The 17033-nt window shown below is 69.4% G+C and carries 9 protein-coding genes and 1 pseudogene; 4 read left to right on the top strand and 6 right to left on the bottom strand.

Going from position 1 to position 17033, the window contains the following annotated elements; genetic code table 11:
• Window positions 1-202 precede the first annotated feature (202 nt).
• Window positions 203-7435: a non-ribosomal peptide synthetase gene (locus tag ACXDF8_RS10730; protein ID WP_457223225.1), complete on the top strand. Its 7233-nt coding sequence runs from the start codon at window positions 203-205 to the stop codon at window positions 7433-7435.
• On the top strand, window positions 7432-9900 hold the full coding sequence (locus tag ACXDF8_RS10735; protein ID WP_457223226.1) for an FAD-dependent monooxygenase: 2469 nt from the start codon (window positions 7432-7434) through the stop codon (window positions 9898-9900). Before ACXDF8_RS10730 ends, ACXDF8_RS10735 begins: the two co-directional genes overlap by 4 nt.
• Here the strand turns inward: ACXDF8_RS10735 and ACXDF8_RS10740 are convergent.
• From ACXDF8_RS10740 to rpsB, 3 genes are all read right to left on the bottom strand, one after another.
• The gene (locus ACXDF8_RS10740; protein WP_457223227.1) at window positions 9835-11301 is read right to left on the bottom strand and encodes an amidase; all 1467 of its coding nucleotides are present in this window, start codon (window positions 11299-11301) and stop codon (window positions 9835-9837) included. The genes ACXDF8_RS10735 and ACXDF8_RS10740 overlap by 66 nt on opposite strands.
• Before the next feature lie 153 nt (window positions 11302-11454).
• Window positions 11455-12282 carry a translation elongation factor Ts gene (gene tsf / locus ACXDF8_RS10745; RefSeq protein WP_457223228.1) on the bottom strand — a complete coding sequence of 276 codons (828 nt, stop codon included), beginning with the start codon at window positions 12280-12282 and terminating at the stop codon, window positions 11455-11457.
• A 21-nt stretch (window positions 12283-12303) separates the two neighbouring features.
• A complete protein-coding gene (gene rpsB, locus ACXDF8_RS10750) occupies window positions 12304-13140 on the bottom strand; it encodes a 30S ribosomal protein S2 (protein ID WP_457223229.1) in 837 nt (278 codons plus the stop codon).
• A 355-nt stretch (window positions 13141-13495) separates the two neighbouring features.
• On the opposite strand from rpsB, the pseudogene ACXDF8_RS10755 reads away from it, so the two are divergent.
• Window positions 13496-13939, top strand: a pseudogene (locus tag ACXDF8_RS10755) (M23 family metallopeptidase); the annotation flags it as partial.
• Between the two features lie 45 nt (window positions 13940-13984).
• Window positions 13985-15415 carry a protein adenylyltransferase SelO gene (locus ACXDF8_RS10760; RefSeq protein WP_457223230.1) on the top strand — a complete coding sequence of 477 codons (1431 nt, stop codon included), beginning with the start codon at window positions 13985-13987 and terminating at the stop codon, window positions 15413-15415.
• 4 nt (window positions 15416-15419) lie between these two features.
• Here the strand turns inward: ACXDF8_RS10760 and ACXDF8_RS10765 are convergent, their stop codons facing one another.
• From ACXDF8_RS10765 to ACXDF8_RS10775, 3 genes are all read right to left on the bottom strand, one after another.
• Window positions 15420-16340 carry a tyrosine recombinase XerC gene (locus ACXDF8_RS10765; protein WP_457223231.1) on the bottom strand — a complete coding sequence of 307 codons (921 nt, stop codon included), beginning with the start codon at window positions 16338-16340 and terminating at the stop codon, window positions 15420-15422.
• A 119-nt stretch (window positions 16341-16459) separates the two neighbouring features.
• A complete protein-coding gene (locus tag ACXDF8_RS10770; protein WP_457223232.1) occupies window positions 16460-16627 on the bottom strand; it encodes a DUF8730 family Cys-rich protein in 168 nt (55 codons plus the stop codon).
• Between the two features lie 26 nt (window positions 16628-16653).
• Window positions 16654-16908, bottom strand: coding sequence for a metal-sensitive transcriptional regulator (locus tag ACXDF8_RS10775; RefSeq protein WP_457223372.1), 255 nt, complete (start codon window positions 16906-16908; stop codon window positions 16654-16656).
• Window positions 16909-17033: the final 125 nt, after the last annotated feature.

Raw genomic sequence — 17033 nt, forward strand, 5'->3', positions numbered from 1 at the left:
CCCACCGGCCACACCGCCGTCCGCCCGCACGGCTATCTCCGCGCCCGGTCGGTGACAGCGAAGAGTCAAAAAGGTAGCCCCCAATTTCTACTCGGTCCCGCTTAGGCTCCGCTTTTTGAGGGCTGTGTCGCTGTGTCGCTTCGGCGGCGCGGGCAGCCCAGCCTGGAAGCAAGCGACAGCACACAAGCCACATCACATAGGGGTGATCGAACGCGTGGACATCGCGCAGGACCGCAGCATCCATCGATGGCGTCGCCAGCTCACCGCCTACCAGCGTGATCTGTGGATGGTCGTCGACCTCTTCCCCGGGGTGCCCTGCTACATCTCGGGACTGCAGGCGCACCTGGTCGGCGACATCGACATCGATCTGCTCATCGCGTGCTACCGACGGGCCTGGCAACGCCACGACGGGATGCGGGTGCGCTTCGGCGTCGCCGACGGAGTGCCCTACCAGGAGTTCGCCACCGAACTGCCGCCGATCGAGCATCACGACCTGTCCGCGCACGCCGACCCGGAAGCGGCGGCACGCGCGGTGATAGGCGCGTCGATGTGCTCACCGATCGACCTGCGGGACGGACGGGTGCCGCTCCAGCTGACCCTGCTGCGGGAGAGCGCCACGTCCTACCGGGTATTGCTGCGCTCGCACCATGTCGCCACCGACGCCACCGGGCTGTTCATCCTCGCCGCCCACATCCTCGCGGAATACAACATCGTCACGACGACCGGTGAACCTGCCGACGTCGCGGGGTCGTCGTTCCTGGAATGCATCGACCGGGCACACGAATACCGCCAGTCCGAGCAATGGCAGGCCGACCGCGACTTTCTGCTCGCCCAGGCCGGTGACACCCCGGCAGTCCTGTTCGACCGTCCCAGCCGCGAGCCCGCGCCGGTGGCGCGGTACCGCTGCGAGCTGCCCCGTTCGTACGCCGACCGGGTGCGCGCCGCAGGCCTGCCGTTCTTCCCCTACCTGTGCACCATCGTGGGCACCTACCTGAGCCATGTGCTGCGCAGCGACGACATCACCATCGGCATTCCGCTGAACAACCGCATCGGCGCCGAAACGGGGGTCGCGGGCGGACATCTGGCCAACACGCTCCCGTTGCGCGTCGAGTTCGGCGATCAGCGCCACCTCACCGATGTGGTGGCCGACGTCAAGCGCCGCGTCCAGGACACCAAAGCGCGGCAGCGCTTCGCACTGGGCGACCTGATGACCGAGTTGCGGCGTAGCGGCGGCGACGTAGGACCGCTGTTCGACGTCACGGTCAACTACCTGCGACTGCCGCAGGTCGCCGCGTTGTCCCCGATCGTCGAGAGCGTCGACGGCCTCCCCCAGGGCACCGACCTGCTCACTCTGGCCGTGCACGTGCACGAGTTCGACGCGGACGGCCCGATGGAACTGATCTTCGACTACGCCACCGACGTCTTCGACGAGGACTATCCAATCGAGGCCGTCGAGGCGGCGCTCAAGACCCTCTTCGACGCCGGCCTCGCAGCACTGGACAGCGATCCGCGGACACTGCCGATGGTGACGGCCGAAGACCACGACACCCTCGTCGACCGGAATCGGCAGACCACGCCCCCCTGCGACCGGTCCGCCGGCGTGATCGGCCGGATCGCCGAGCAGATCGCCCAGAACCCCCACCTGCCGGCCGTGCTCAGCCTCGGTGGCGCCCCGCTGACCTACGCCCAGCTCGGCGCTCGGGTCGCCGGATTGACCGCCGCCCTCGGCGAGCGCGGCATCGGCAGCGGAGACCGCGTCGGCGTGGTCCTGCAACGCAGCCCCGACCTGGTGGTGGCGATCCTGGCGGTAATGCATGCCGGAGCGGCCTACGTGCCGGTGGACCCGCGGCATCCGGTCGAGCGAGTCACCCAGGTGCTGCGCGACGCCGATGTCTCAGCGGTGATCGCCGACGGCGCCCTGGGCGCCGACCTCGGCCAATTCACGGTCCTGGGACCGGCTTCCGGCACCGCCCAGCCGGCCGGCCGACTCGACGGGGACAGCCCGCACGGCCGCGAACTCGCCTACGTCATGTACACCTCCGGATCTACGGGGCAGCCCAAAGGTGTCGGCGTCGAACACCATTCGTTGATCAATCGGCTGGAATGGATGCAGCGCAACTATCCGATCGGTCCCGGGGACGTCATCATGCACAAGACGTCGATCTCCTTCGACGTCTCGGTTTGGGAGCTGTTCTGGTGGGCAATGCACGGCGCCGCCGTCGGACTACCACCGCCGGGCGCCGAACGGGATCCGCGCGAGATCCTCGATACCGTGTCGCAGCTCGGTGTCACGGTCATGCATTTCGTGCCGTCGATGTTGACACCCTTCCTCGACCTGCTCGAGGAACGCCCCGATGCGGTCACGCGGGCGGCCGGCCTTCGGGTGGTGTTCTGTAGCGGTGAGTCGCTGCGCCCGCAACAGGTAGTCCGCTTCAACCGGGCATTCGCCCATCTCGGCGACCGCGCGCCACGGCTGGTCAATCTGTACGGCCCCACCGAGGCCACCGTGGACGTCTCGTCGTTCGACTGCCCGCGCGACCCGCTGCGGGCCCCGCGCCGGGTGCCCATCGGCCGACCCATCGACAACATCCGGCTGTATGTCCTGGGCCGAACCGGCCACCCCCAGCCGACCGGCGTACCCGGCGAGCTCTGCGTCGCCGGCGCCGGCCTGGCCCGCGGATACCTCGGCCGGCCCGATCTGGCCGCGCAGCGATTCGTCGCCGACCCGTTCCACCCCGGTGAACGGATGTACCGCACCGGCGATCTCGCCCGGCGACTCGCCGACGGTCAACTCGACTACCTCGGCCGCATCGATCGTCAGGTCAAGGTGCGGGGTCACCGCGTCGAGCCGGCCGAGGTCGAGAACGCCATCACCGCCGTTCCCGGGGTCAGCGACGCCGTCGTCGTCACCGCCGAAACCGACACGCGGGCACCACATTTGATGGCCTTCTACGTCTGCCCTGGAACCGGCCCGTTCGTCGACGCCGGCTCCCTGCGGGCCCACCTGGCAGACCACCTGCCCGACTTCATGGTCCCGGCCCGCTTGCACCGGGTGGCCGCCATCCCACTGACCGTCAGCGGGAAACCCGACCGGGCCGCCCTGTTCGACAGCTGGTCCGACACCGCGCCGGCCGTCGTGACGCAGCCGCACGACGACGTCCAGGCCGCGCTGGTCGCGGTGTGGCAGCAGGTTCTCGACGTCGAGCAGGTCGGCATCGGCGACAACTTCTTCGACCTCGGCGGTGACTCCATCCTGACGCTGCGCGTCCGGGCGCTGGCCGAAGCCCGCGGAATCCTGGTGGACACCCGCGACATCGCGCGCTACCCCACCGTGGCCGAGCTGGCCAGACACGTCACAACCGGTTTCGATCCGGTGCCCGCCGTTCGGCCGTTCGAACTGGTGGCCGGAGCGGACCGACCGCGGCTGACCGGCCTGGCGGATGCCTACCCGCTGACCCGCCTGCAGCTCGGCATGCTGTTCCACAGCCTCGAGCGGGCCGGGTCGTCGGTGTATCACGACGTGTTCCGCTACAGCCTGCGGATGCCGTGGCACGAGCAGGCCTGGCGTACGGCGTTGAATCTCGCGGTGGCGCGACATCCGGTGCTACGCATGTCGTTCGACCTTGCCGGTTTCAGCGAACCGCTGGCGCTCGTTCACCCCGGGGCAGCAGCGCACTGCGACATCGTGGACCTGCGTGACGCCGATCCCGCACGGGCCGATACCGTGCTGCGTCACCACGTGGACTCCCACCGGCGTGGCGGCTACCTGCTGGACCGGGCCGGGCTCTACCACTTCGGGATCTTCCTGCTGGCCGACCGCATCGACGTGGTGTTCGCCTTCCACCATGCGATCCTCGACGGCTGGAGCGTCTCCACTGTGCTTGCCGAGATCCTGCAGGACTACCGCCATCTCGGCGGCGCCGATGTCCCCGCCGTCACCGGTGCCGATCTACCTTCGTTCGCCGAACATGTTCGCGCCGAACAGCGTTCACTCACCGGCCACGCCGACCGCGACCACTGGACTCAAACGCTTGCCGACGCACCGGCCATCCGGATCCCCGGCATGCGCAGCCACGTGACACCGGCCCAGGACATCTACGAGACCACACCCGCACGAGACGAGCGGATCCGCCACACGCTGGCCATCCCCGCGCCGCTGGCCGCGCGCATCACCCGGGTCGCGGCCACCGAACACGTTCCGGTCAAGTCGCTCTACCTGGCCGCGCACCTGATCGCCGTCGGCCTGTTCGCGGGCCGCACCGACGTCACCACCGGTGTGGTGACCCATACCCGGCCTCAGCGCAGCCACGCCGATCGGGTCGCCGGGCTGTTCCTCAACACCGTCGCGCTGCGCGTCGACACCGCGGCGATGACCTGGCGATCGGTGGTGCACGCCGCTTTCGAGCGGGAGCGGGCCAACGCGGCGCATGCCGGCTACCCGCTGGCCGAAATCCAGCGCGCCACCGACCACGCCGTCGAGGTGGCCTTCAACTACGTCGACTTCAGCAGGGTCAGCTCGCTGCTCGCCGCCGCCGACGTCGAACTCCTCGACATCGAGATCAACGAAGACACCAACTTCGCCGTGTTGGCCACGGTGTCGCGCGATCCCCGCGACGGCACCGTCGCGCTGCGGCTCGACGGCGACCCGGCGCTGTACACGGCCGAACAGCTCGACCAGATCGCGGCCGCATACCTGTTCGCGCTGCAACGGATCTGCAGCGATCCCGATGCCGAAGTCGCATTCAGCGCACCGCCAGCCACCGTGGTCGAGATCGCCACGGTCCAGACGGTGACGGCGCGGTTCGCCGAGCAGGCCCGGACTCGCCCCGACGAGGTAGCTCTGCGAGCCGGAGCGTCCAGCCTGACCTACGCCGAACTGGATGCCATGGCCGATCGCGTCGCGGCGGGGTTGCTTCGCCACGGAACACGCTCGGGCGATCTGGTCGCGTTGAGCACCGGGCGGGGCCCCGCACAGATCGCTGCGGTACTGGGCATCGCCCGGGCCGGCGCGGCCTGTGTACCGATCGACATGACCTATCCGCCGGCGCACCGCGCGGCGATGCTCGACCAGGCGGCCCCGGCCGTCGTCCTCACCGACGGGCCGGCACCGACCGGCCGGCGGCCGCATCTGGCGCTGCCCGACCTGTTGGGCACCCCCGCCGGATCCGTTGCGCTGCCCACCGTTAGAGCTACGGAGCCCGCCTACGTGTTGTTCACCTCGGGCTCCACCGGGACGCCCAAGGGCGTGGTGATGTCTCATCGGGCGCTGGGCAATCTGGTCGACTGGCAGTTGTCAGTTCCCAGCGGATGGTGCGAGCCGGCCGGCCGGGCGCCCTCGACCCTGCAGTTCGCCCCGCTCTCGTTCGACGTGGCGTTCCAGGAGATCTACACCACGTTGTGCGGTGGCGGCACGCTGGTGCTGATCTCCGAGGACCAGCGTCTGGATTTGCCTGCGCTGCTGGATGTTCTGGATGCGACCGGCACCCAACGGGTGTTCCTGCCGTACGTGGCGCTGCAGCCGCTCGCGGAGGCTGCAGTGGCGCGCGGGTCGGTGCCGGCCTGCCTCCGCGTCATCGTGTCCTCCGGCGAGCAGCTGCGCGTCACCGACGAGATCCGCCGGTTCTGCGCGGCGATCGACGACGTGATCCTGGAAAACCAGTACGGCCCCACCGAAACACACGTCGTGTCCCACGAGACGATGACCGGTGACCCGCGGCAGTTCCCGGCGCTGCCGCCGGTGGGCACCTCGATCCACAACGTCAGCGTGTTGGTCCTCGACGCCCGGCAACGCCCGGTCCCCGACGGGGTGCCCGGTGAGATCTGGATCGCCGGCGCCGCGGTGGCCGACGGTTATCTGGGCCGCGCCGACCTCACCGATGCTGCATTCCAACAGATTCCACCAGCCGGTGGGTTGCCGGCATACCGGACCGGGGATTTGGGGCGGCGGCTCCCCGACGGACGGATCGTGCTCGACGGTCGCCTCGACACCCAGACCAAGGTACGCGGGCACCGCGTCGACCCGATGGAGGTCGAGGTGGCCTTGCGGCGGGCGGCCGCCGGACTGCCCGTCGCAGAGGTCGCCGTCGTCGCCCGCTCGACGTCGGCTTCCTCGAGTGCGGCGACACAACTCGTCGCATTCCTGGTCGGCAATCCCGCCGGGGACGTGTCCCAGCGACTCCGAAAGACACTGCACGACAAGCTGCCCGGCCACCTGGTACCAGCACGCTTCGAATGGATCGACGCACTGCCCTGCACACCCAGCGGCAAGCGGGCCGACGCAGTGTTGTCCACGATGGCGCTGCCGGCGCCGGTGACGTGTGCAGTCGAACCCCGAGATGCCCATGAAGCGGTGATCGCCGGGCTGGTCGCGGACCTGCTGGCGGTACCGCACGTGAGTGTGCTCGACGACTTCGTCAGCCTCGGCGGTGATTCGGTGTCGGCGGTGCGGCTGATCGTCGGGATCGAGCAGCGGTTCGGGGTGAGTGTGCCGATGTCGATGCTCGCCGCCGGCGCGACCGTGGCCGACCTGGCCAAGCGGGTGCGACACCGCGGGGCGGTGGCGCTCGACCCGGTCGTCCCGCTCAAACCGGCCGGTGAGCGCCCGCCGCTGTTCCTGGTTCACCCGATCGGCGGGACGGTGCTCTGCTACGCCGACCTGGCAAGCCACCTGCCCGCCGATCAACCGCTGTACGCATTGCAGGCGGCCGGCATCGAACCGGGCACCACTGCAACTGATTCCGTGCCGCGGATGGCCGCCGACTATCTGCGAGCCATCCGCCGGATCCAGCCCCGGGGGCCCTACCACATCGGCGGCTGGTCACTGGGTGGGCTGATCGCCTTCGAGATGGCACGCCAGCTGTCCGAAGCGGGTGACGAACTCGGATCGGTGCTCCTACTGGACACCATGACCCTGCGCGCCGGGACACCCGCCGAAGTTCCCGCCGAGCAACTCTATTCGTTCTTCTTTGCCGAACTTCTCTGGGGCACGGCGGGTTCTGTCACCACACTCCCCGCCATTCCGTCGAGTGTCGACTCCGACGAGGCGGCTTTGGACTACATCCTCGCCGCGGCCGTCGAGCACGGTGCGCTGCCCGGGGTCGGTTCGCGGCCACTGCTTCGCCGGCTGTTCGGCACCTTCCGCGCCTGCTGGCGGGCCGCGGCGGACTATCGGCCGACTGCCTGTGCGCTGGACGTGACACTACTGCGGGCCAGCGAACCGCTGCCACCGACGCTGCGGCATGCCCACGACGCGGCGGGGTCGCGCTACGGCGAGGCGGCCAACGGCTGGGAGCGCTACGTCGAGGGCCGATTGGAGGTGCGCGACGTCCCCGGCGACCACCTGAGCATGGTCACCGAGCCGCACGTGGCCGTGCTGGCGACCGCCCTTGCGGCCATCGTCGACGAATCCAGCCGCTCGCTGGAGATGACGTCATGACCCGCTCGGCGCTCGTCGTCGGCGCCGGCATCGGCGGGTTGACCGCCGCGGCCGCGTTCCGGCGGGCCGGTATCGTGGTGACGCTGTGCGAGCGGGCGCCGCAGTTGCGGGCGGCCGGCTTCGGCCTGGCGGTGCAGAGCAACGCGATGAATGCGCTGCGCACCCTGGATCTCGGCATCGACGAGGCCTTGCTGCGCGCTGGGCGCCGGGTCAGCACGTTCAGCTTCCGCACTGCCGGCGGCGCGGTGCTGCGCCGCATCGAGGTGGATGCGCTCGACGCCAGGCTGGGCGCTCCGTCGGTGGTGTTGGCCCGCAGGGATCTTCACGATGTCCTGCTCGACGCCGCAGGCCCGGGACTGCGTGTGCTGACCGGAGCCGAGGCCGTCGGGTTCGACCAGAACGCCGACGGTGTGGCACTGCGGCTGGCCGACGGCCGCCGGCTCGAGGCCGACATCCTGATCGGCGCCGACGGCATCAATTCGGTGATCCGCTCGCAACTGCATGGCGCCGAGGAACCACGCCGGGCCGATTTCGTGTGTTGGCTGGCTCTGGCCCGAATCACCCCCGACCTGATGGCCGAAGGCGAGTCCATCCACTTCTGGAGCCCGGGCATGCGGTTCGGCGTGCATGACTGCGGCCGCGGCACGATCTACTGGTGGGCAACCACGCGTGCCTACACCGACATGCCGCTCGGCAAGGCCGCACTGCTTCGCCGGCTCGACGGCTGGAACTCGGACGTAGTCGACATCGTCTCCGCCACAGCAGAATCGGAGATCATCACGGTGCCCGCCGTGGATCGCGCATCCTTGACCGGTTGGGGCCGGGGCCGGGTAACGCTGCTCGGTGACGCAGCCCACCCGATGCTGCCCAGCCTCGGCCAGGGCGCCAACTCCGCTATCGAGGATGCCGTCGTCCTCGCCCACCTGCTGGCCGGCGACACCGATCCAGAGCGCGCGCTGGACGCCTACGAACGACGCCGGTTGCCGCGCACGACCGACCTGGTCGACGGGTCACGGTCGCTGGCCCGCATCGAGGAGAGCACCAACCCGCTGGTGCTCGGCGCTCGAAGCCGGCTGATCCGGCACGCGAGCACGCGCACGGTGATGAACTTCATGGCCAAGCCGATGACCTGGCCTGGGCTCGGTGACGACCAGGGAGCGAGCGCACTGCCCCGCCCGCTGTCGGCGCTGGAGCGCTGGCACTGGACGGCCGATCGAGTGTCCCCGCTGAACATCTGCGTCCGGGTGCGCGTCACCGGCGCACTCCAGCGGCCCGTGCTGCGCAACGCGCTGGGCGCCTTGGTGCTTCGGCATCCGATGTTGCGCGCGACGATCAGCGGCGGCTCGTTCCGTCCCGCACAACCGCAACCGATCCCGCTGCGGGTGGTCGAAGGCGGTCGTTGGACAAGCGAAGCCGAGCGCGAGCTTCAGCAGCCCTTTGCCACCGGCGGCCCACTGTTTCGGGTCACCCTCGTCACCGCCGGACCGGATGTCTACGACCTCGTACTCACCTCGACCTACGCGGTCGCCGACGGGGTTGCCATGGTGACACTGGCCCGCCAGCTCCTGGAGCTGGCCGGTGACGGTACCCGACCGGCCGACTGGCAACCGGAGATATGCGCCCCGCCACCACCAGAGATGCTGATGCCCAGGCGATTTCGCGGCGTGTCGGGCAAGTGCGCGGCGTTGACTCGGATGATCGCCGACGCGGCGGCGCAACGCGGCGGTCCGCCGTTGGTACGCATCGCCGCCACCACTGCGGTGCCACCCGCCCGGCGCCGCAGCCGATTGGCGCACCGTAGCGTCACCGGCACCGACTTCCACGCGCTGCGTCAGCGCTGGCAAGACAGCGGGCCGACACCCGAAGCCGTCCTGGTCACCGCTTTGGCGATGGCCGCATCCGTCGACACTGGCTGTGCGCGAGCGCGTTTCGCGGTCAGCGTATCGGTTCCGTTCCGCTCGCACCTGGTGCGCGAACCCGAACCCGAAGCGACGGGAAGCTACCAGGCGATGGTGGCCATCCCGGTCACCTGTGTCCCCGGCGAAACGGTGTGGGACGCGGCGCCGCGGTCGGATGCCCTGCTGCAGAAGGCCGTCGGCGGGCGTCACCATCTGGCGAACCTGCCGCTACTCGGATTGCTGGCGCGGATCACCCCGCTGTTCACTGACCGCGTCATCGGCGCGCTGGACGCGGCCGGGCCGGGCAACCTGTGCACGAGCCTGGTCGACGCCGCGGACATGCCCGACCACATCGGGGGCCTGACGGTATCGGGAACCCAGGTGGTGTCCGGGATTTCGGTCAGCGGCTATCTCATCCTTTCTGCGACCGTGGGCCGTGCGGACCTGTCGTTGAACCTCGGCTACGTCGACGGGATCATCACCGAGGAGCGCGCCGAAGCGCTACTCGATGGGGTCGTCGCCGCCCTTAGCGCCAGTGAGGTTGTCCGACAACGGTTGCTGTCCTGACACGTCGATGCGCGGCCACGGCGTGGCCGCCTCGAGTTCGTAGGACAGCTCCAGCAGCCGGCGCTCGTGCCCGATCGGCGCGGACAGCATCATCCCGACCGGCATACCGGATGCCGAGCGGGCCAGCGGCAACGAGATGGCCGGCTCACCGGTGGCGTTCTGCAACGGCGTGAACGCGACCCAGTCCATCAGCCGGTCGATGATCTGCCGGTAGTCGGCGGTCGGGTCGAGGATGCCGATGCGCGGTGTTTCCTGCGCCAGCGTCGGGGTGAGCAGGATGTCGTAAGTCCGGTAGAACCGGTCGGTGACGCGGCGCAGGCGGCTCAGTCGCGCGATGGCGACCGGCAGCCGGTGCAGGTTGCGGCTGGCGTGGCGGTCCAGTCCCAGCGTCAGATTGTCCAATTTGGTGCGGTCGAAGGAGTCCCCGAACGTCCGCTGCCCGGTGCGCACCATGGTCATCGCCAGCAACGACCAGTACAGCAGGAAGTCGTCGACGAAGTAGCGCGGTATCGGGTTGTGGTCGAGGTACTCGACCTGGTGGCCGAGTCCGGCGAGCAACTCGGCGCTCTGCAGGGTCAGTTCGCGGATACTCGGGTCGGCCGCACGGTTGAGCGACTGGGTGACCACCGCGATCCGCAGCCGCTGACGGCCGGGACCGGTGACAGCGCCGATCGGCGGAAGCCGCCGATTTCGCCAGATGTGTTCTGCCTCGCGGTAGAACGCGGCGGTATCGCGCACCGACCGGGTCAGCACCCCGTCGTTGACGATGCGGACGGGCATCTGACGGGTCATCTTGTCCAGCGGCAGCCGGCCCCGCGACGGCTTGAGTCCGACCAGCCCGTTGCAGGCGGCAGGGATGCGGATCGATCCGCCGCCGTCGTTGGCGTGGGCGATGGGCACCACCCCGGCGGCGACGAACGCCCCCGAACCCGACGACGAGGCTCCCGCGGTGTAGTCGGTGTCCCAGGGGTTGCGGACCGCGCCGAGACGCGGATGCTCGGCCGACGCGCTGAACCCGAATTCGGAGAGCTGCGTCTTGCCCAGCGGGATTAGGCCGGTGGCCAGGAAGAAGCGGGCGAAGTCGCCGTGGCCGGCTTGCGGGCGGGGGTCCCATGCGTCAGTGCCCTGCATGGTCGGCATGCCCTCGACGTCGACGTTGTCCTTGATGAAGGTGGGGACGCCGTCGAAGTAGCCGCCGGCCGGCGCCTGTGCCCGGGCCCTGGCCTGGGCGAAGGTCTCGTAGGCCACTCCGTTGAGGATGGGGTTGACCGCCTCGGTCCGCGCGATGGCGGCCTCGACGAGTTCGGAGCGGGAGACCTTGCCGGTGCGGATCGCGTCGACCAGCCCCACCGCGTCGAGGGTTCCCAGGGCGTCGTCGCCGAAGGCGTGCACATGCTGCATCCACCCGACGCTAGCAGGCACGTGTTCAATAGCGGCCCGGTGAGCCGCCGGCTCACCGGGCGCCCTGAAGACGGCAAAACCCCGCGCCTCCGGGATCGCCGGATGTGGCGCGGGGTTTTCCGGTGGACGGTTGGTGCGCCGCCCAAGTTTGGATTACTGCTGGCCGACCTCGAAGCGGACGAAGCGCGTCACGGTCACGCCAGCCTCGTCGAGCAGGGCCTTGACGCTCTTCTTGTTGTCGGACACCGACGGCTGCTCGAGCAGCACGACGTCCTTGAAGAAGCCGGTGAGGCGTCCCTCGACGATCTTGGGCAGCGCCTGCTCGGGCTTGCCCTCGGCCTTGGCGGTCTCCTCGGCGATCCGGCGCTCGTTGGCGACGATGTCCTCCGGGACCTCGTCACGGGTCAGGTACTTGGCCTTCAGCGCGGCGATCTGCAGGGCGGCCGAATGCGCCGCATCCTTGTCTTCCCCGGTGAACTCGACGAGCACACCCACGGCCGGCGGCAGGTCGGCCGCCCGCTTGTGCAGGTAGGCCTCGACGTTGCCGTCGAAGTAGGCCACCCGGCGCAGCTCGAGCTTCTCGCCGATCTTGGCCGAGAGCGCAGCGATCGCCTCTTCGACAGTCTTCGTCCCCGATCCCGAAGAAATGGGAGCGGCCTTGAGGGCCTCCACGTCGGCGGCCTTGGACTCCAGCGCCGCGTTGACGACATCGTCGGCCAGCTTCTGGAACTCGGCGTTCTTGGCGACGAAGTCGGTCTCGGAGTTGAGCTCGATCAGCGCGCCGTCCTTGGCGGCAACCAGGCCTTCGGCGGTGGCGCGCTCAGCGCGCTTGCCGACGTCCTTGGCGCCCTTGATGCGCAGCGCCTCGACGGCCTTGTCGAAGTCGCCGTCGCTGTCGGCCAGGGCGTTCTTGCAGTCGAGCATGCCCGCACCGGTGAGCTCCCGAAGCCGCTTGACGTCGGCAGCGGTGTAGTTAGCCATGAAAGCCTTCCTCTGAAAAACTCAAGAAGCGTCAGTGGTGGATTCGGTGGCGACCGGCCCCGCTTCGCTGGGGGCCGACGCGGTTGCGCTGGCGAGCAGTTCCTGCTCCCACTCGGCCAGCGGCTCGGCCGCAGCCCCGGAACTGGAGTCAGCCTTGTCGCTGCCGGCACCGGAACGGGCCTTCAGGCCCTCGGCAACGGCGGAGGCGACGACCTTGGTCAGCAGCGCCGCCGAACGGATGGCGTCGTCGTTACCCGGGATCGGGTAGTTGACCTGATCGGGGTCGCAGTTGGTGTCCAGGATCGCGATGACCGGGATACCGAGCTTGATGGCCTCGCTGACCGCCAGATGCTCCTTGTTGGTGTCGACGACCCAGATGGCCGAGGGCACCTTCTGCATGTCCCGGATACCGCCGAGGCTGCGCTCGAGCTTGTTCTTCTCGCGGGTCAGCATCAGGATTTCCTTCTTGGTGCGACCCTCGAAGCCACCGGTCTGCTCCATCGACTCGAGTTCCTTGAGCCGCTGGAGACGCTTGTGGACCGTGGAGAAGTTGGTGAGCATGCCGCCGAGCCAGCGCTGGTTCACGTACGGCATGCCGACGCGGGTCGCCTCTTCGGCGATCGATTCCTGCGCCTGCTTCTTGGTGCCGACGAACATGATGGACCCGCCGTGGGCGACGGTCTCCTTGACGAACTCGTACGCCTGGTCGATGTAGGTCAGCGTCTGCTGCAGGTCGATGATGTAGATGCCGTTGCGGTCGGTGAAGATGAACCGCTTCATCTTGGGATTCCAGCGTCGGGTCTGATGCCCGAAGTGGGTGCCGCTGTCGAGCAGCTGCTTCATGGTTACAACAGCCATGGTTGTGCCCAGCCTTCATTGTCGGTTGTCGTCCGGCTTCGGGTGAGGCCGGACCCTGGCGCCTGCGCACACACCGACCCGTCCGGATACCTCCAGTCGGGACCAACCGGCATGCGCGGCAAGTGTCGACACGGCGAACTTGCCATCAGGCGCGCGAAGTCAACCCGCTTGCACGAGTTGCGTAGGGAAGTTTACACCGCCGGCGGGGGTGCTCTGTCCACAGCACCGCGCCGGTCCACAGACCGGGCCGGACCGCCTTACTTGCCCCGGCGAAACCCGCTGAACTGGTGCGATGCGTCCACTCCTGGTTGTGCCGCTGGTGTCCTTGTTCGCCATGGTGGTGTTCGGCGGCTCGGCTCGGGCCGACCCGGAGCGGTTGAGCTGGCCGCTGCGGCCGCCGCCGACGGTGACCCGAGTCTTCGACGCGCCCGCACCGGACTGGCAGCGCGGGCATCGGGGGGTGGACCTGGCCGGCGTGCCCGGCCAGCCGGTGTACGCCGCGGCCGCGGCGACCGTGGTGTTCGCCGGCCAGTTGGCCGGGCGGCCGGTGGTGTCGCTGGCCCATCCCGGCGGTTTGCGTACCAGCTACGAGCCGGTCGAGGCGGCGGTGCGGGTGGGCCAGCGCCTCGACGCCTCGACGGTGCTGGGCCGGCTGCTCGCCGGCCATTCGGGCTGCCCGGTGGCGGCCTGCCTGCACTGGGGTGCGATGTGGGGGCCGGCGGCACGGGCCGACTACGTCGATCCGACCGGCCTGCTGGCCGGCACGCCCATCCGCCTCAAGCCACTGGCGGGGTTGGGCTGAGCGGGTGAGCTGAGCGAGCCAGGGTACGTACGCTGGTTAGCAATGAGCATTGCGCCCGACGCGACCGTCGTTCTCGGCCACCGATTCGCCGCCGAGCTGCCCGAACTCGCCGTGCGGTGGCACGCCGAAGCCGCTCCAGAGCCACGGCTGCTCGTGCTCAACGAACCACTAGCCGCCGGCCTGGATCTCGATCCCGGTTGGCTGCGCAGCCCCGAGGGGATCGGTCTGCTCGTCGGGACCCGGGTGCCGGCCGACGCGCAGCCGGTCGCGCAAGGGTATGCCGGCCACCAGTTCGGCGGTTGGGTGCCCCGCCTGGGCGACGGGCGCGCCCTGCTGCTTGGCGAACTGACCGACCGCCGGGGGCGGCTGCACGATCTGCACCTGAAGGGCTCGGGGCGCACCCCGTTCGCCCGCGGCGGCGACGGACTGGCAGCCGTCGGCCCGATGCTGCGCGAATACCTCGTCAGCGAGGCGATGTTCGCGCTGGGCATTCCGACCACCCGCGCGCTGTCCGTTGTCGCCACTGGTAGCCGCGTGCGGCGGGAAACCCTGCTGGACGGCGCCGTCCTCGCCCGCGTCGCCGCCAGCCATCTGCGCGTCGGCAGCTTCCAATACGTCGGCGCCGCCGGTGATCTCGCGCTGCTGCGCCGCCTCGCCGACCACGCGATCGATCGGCACTACCCCGCCGCCGCGCAGGCGGACAATCCGTATCTGGCCCTGCTCGACGCTGTCGTGGCCGCCCAGGCGCAGCTCGTCGCGCAGTGGATGCTGGTCGGATTCGTCCACGGCGTGATGAACACCGACAACATGACGATCTCGGGCGAGACCATCGACTACGGGCCGTGCGCATTCATGGACGCCTTCGACCCGCAGACGGTGTTCAGCTCCATCGACTCCTGGGGCCGCTACGCCTACGGCAACCAGCCGTCGGTCGCCGCGTGGAACCTCGCCCGCTTTGCCGAAGCGCTGCTGCCGCTGATCGCCGACGATCAGGACCGGGCGGTCGCGCTGGCGACCGCGGCGGTGCAGAACTTCCCGCAGCGCTACACCACGGCCTGGTCGACGGGTATGCGGCGCAAACTCGGACTCGGCGACGATGTCGCCGACGCCGTCGCCGAACAGCTGATCGACGATATGGTCGGGCTGCTGGCCAGTGAGCGCATCGACTACACCACCTTCTTCCGCCGGCTGGCGCGCGGCGAGTTCGATCCCGCCGTGGCGCCCTGGGCCGCCCGCTGGCGCGAGCTCGGCCCGAACACCGGTGCGATGCAGCGCGTCAATCCCGTCTACATCCCACGCAATCACCTCCTCGAGGAGGCGCTAGCCGCCGCGGTGACCGGTGACATGGAGCCGTTCCACCGGTTACTCGCAGCGATCAGCTCCCCCTACAACGAGCGGCCAGAATTCGAGCGCTACACCGAACCGGCACCCGAAGACTTCGGACGGTGTTTCCAGACCTTCTGCGGCACCTGATCTTTCAGGCGCGCGGATGGGCCTGATCGTGCACAGCCCGCAGCCGGGCGACTGTCACATGGGTGTAAAGCTGTGTGGTCGCCAATGTCGAATGGCCCAGGATCTCCTGGACGATGCGCAGGTCCGCGCCCCCTTCCAGGAGATGGGTTGCCGCGCTGTGCCGCAAGCCGTGCGGGCCGATGTCCGGCGCGCCGTCCACCGCCGACATGGTCTGGTGCACGACGGTGCGGGCCTGGCGGGGGTCGAGTCGACGACCTCTGGGGCCCAACAGCAGCGCGGGCCCGGAGTCTTCGTTGACCAGTTCCGGCCTGCCGTCGGCCAGCCACGCGGTCAGCGCAGCCAGCGCCGGTGCGCCGAACGGGACGGTGCGCTGTTTGTTGCCCTTGCCCAGTACGCGCAGCAGCCGACGTCCGGTGTCGACGTCGTCGACATCGAGGCCACACAGCTCGCTGACGCGAATTCCGGTCGCGTAGAGCAGTTCGACGATGAGCCGGTCGCGCAGCGCCAGCGGGTCGCCCTGCTCGGCACCGAGGTCGGCGGCGGCCATGGCTGCCAGGGCCTGGTCCTGGCGTAACACCGCAGGCAAAGTCCGGCGGGCCTTGGGCAACTGCAGGCGCACCGCCGGGTCCTCGGCCAGCAGGCCCCGCCGGGTGGCCCAGGCCGTGAACGTCTTGACTGCCGAAGTCCGGCGGGCCAGTGTCGTGCGGGCCGCGCCGCCCGCGGCCTGCGCCGCCAGCCAGGAGCGCAGCAAGGGCAGGCTCAGGCCGGTCAGGCCGGTGCCGGGGGCGCGTTCGTCGAGGAAGGCGAACAGCGAACGCAGGTCGGCGAGGTAGGCCCGACGGGTGTGCTCGGATCGATCCCGCTCCAGGGCGAGGTACTCGGCGTATTCGTCGAGGATCGCCGGGTGGTCGCCGCGCTCATGCACTCCCCTACGTTCGCACCGATGCCCGGCATTGGAGCCGACCGACGCGGGGCTGTGTCCGTGCTGTTACCAGTTCCCGGCCCGGCTCACCACGTCGCGGGCCCGCTCGGCGCGCCTCGGCGTCACTTCTTGCGCTTGAACGGATTCCAGCGCGAGGGCGCAGCCTCGGCGGCGGCGTGGCCCGGGCACCACTGCCCGGCAGGCACGCTGCGGCGCACGGCGTCGACGTGCATGCCACAGCCCGCCCAGGTGGTCTTCCCACACACCCGACAGTTGACAGCCCGACACATGGTGATTCCTTTCGACAACGGCCGGCTCACGCCAGGCTCAAGAACAACTTCTCCAACTCTTCGATCGTCAGCTTCGGCGCGCCGGATCCCGCCCCGCCCGAGGCGTCGAGGCACTCACGCAGGCCCGTCGCGATGATCGTGAATCCCGCGCGGTTCAGCGCCTTGGACACCGCGGCGAGCTGGGTGACGACGTCGCGGCAGTCGCGGCCGTCCTCGATCATCCCGATCACGCCGCCGAGTTGACCGTGGACTCGTCGCAGCCGGTTCAGGGTCGCCGACATGGCGGCGTCACAGCCGAGCGACTCGATGCCCGAATTCGTACTCACCACTTCTGTATACCATACCCCCTATGGTATATCTAGTTGATCGGAGCGATACCCGCACCGGTCCGACGGAACACTCAACA

Source organism: Mycolicibacterium sp. CBM1, from assembly GCF_054073305.1.

What these genes read in the sequence shown, in the direction of transcription:
- ACXDF8_RS10735 (WP_457223226.1), top strand. Translation starts at nt 7,432, where the DNA reads ATGACCCGCTCGGCGCTCGTCGTCGGCGCCGGCATCGGCGGGTTGACC.
- rpsB (WP_457223229.1), bottom strand. Translation starts at nt 13,140, where the DNA reads ATGGCTGTTGTAACCATGAAGCAGCTGCTCGACAGCGGCACCCACTTC.
- ACXDF8_RS10770 (WP_457223232.1), bottom strand. Translation starts at nt 16,627, where the DNA reads ATGTGTCGGGCTGTCAACTGTCGGGTGTGTGGGAAGACCACCTGGGCG.
- ACXDF8_RS10740 (WP_457223227.1), bottom strand. Translation starts at nt 11,301, where the DNA reads ATGCAGCATGTGCACGCCTTCGGCGACGACGCCCTGGGAACCCTCGAC.
- ACXDF8_RS10775 (WP_457223372.1), bottom strand. Translation starts at nt 16,908, where the DNA reads ATGTCGGCGACCCTGAACCGGCTGCGACGAGTCCACGGTCAACTCGGC.
- ACXDF8_RS10760 (WP_457223230.1), top strand. Translation starts at nt 13,985, where the DNA reads ATGAGCATTGCGCCCGACGCGACCGTCGTTCTCGGCCACCGATTCGCC.
- tsf (WP_457223228.1), bottom strand. Translation starts at nt 12,282, where the DNA reads ATGGCTAACTACACCGCTGCCGACGTCAAGCGGCTTCGGGAGCTCACC.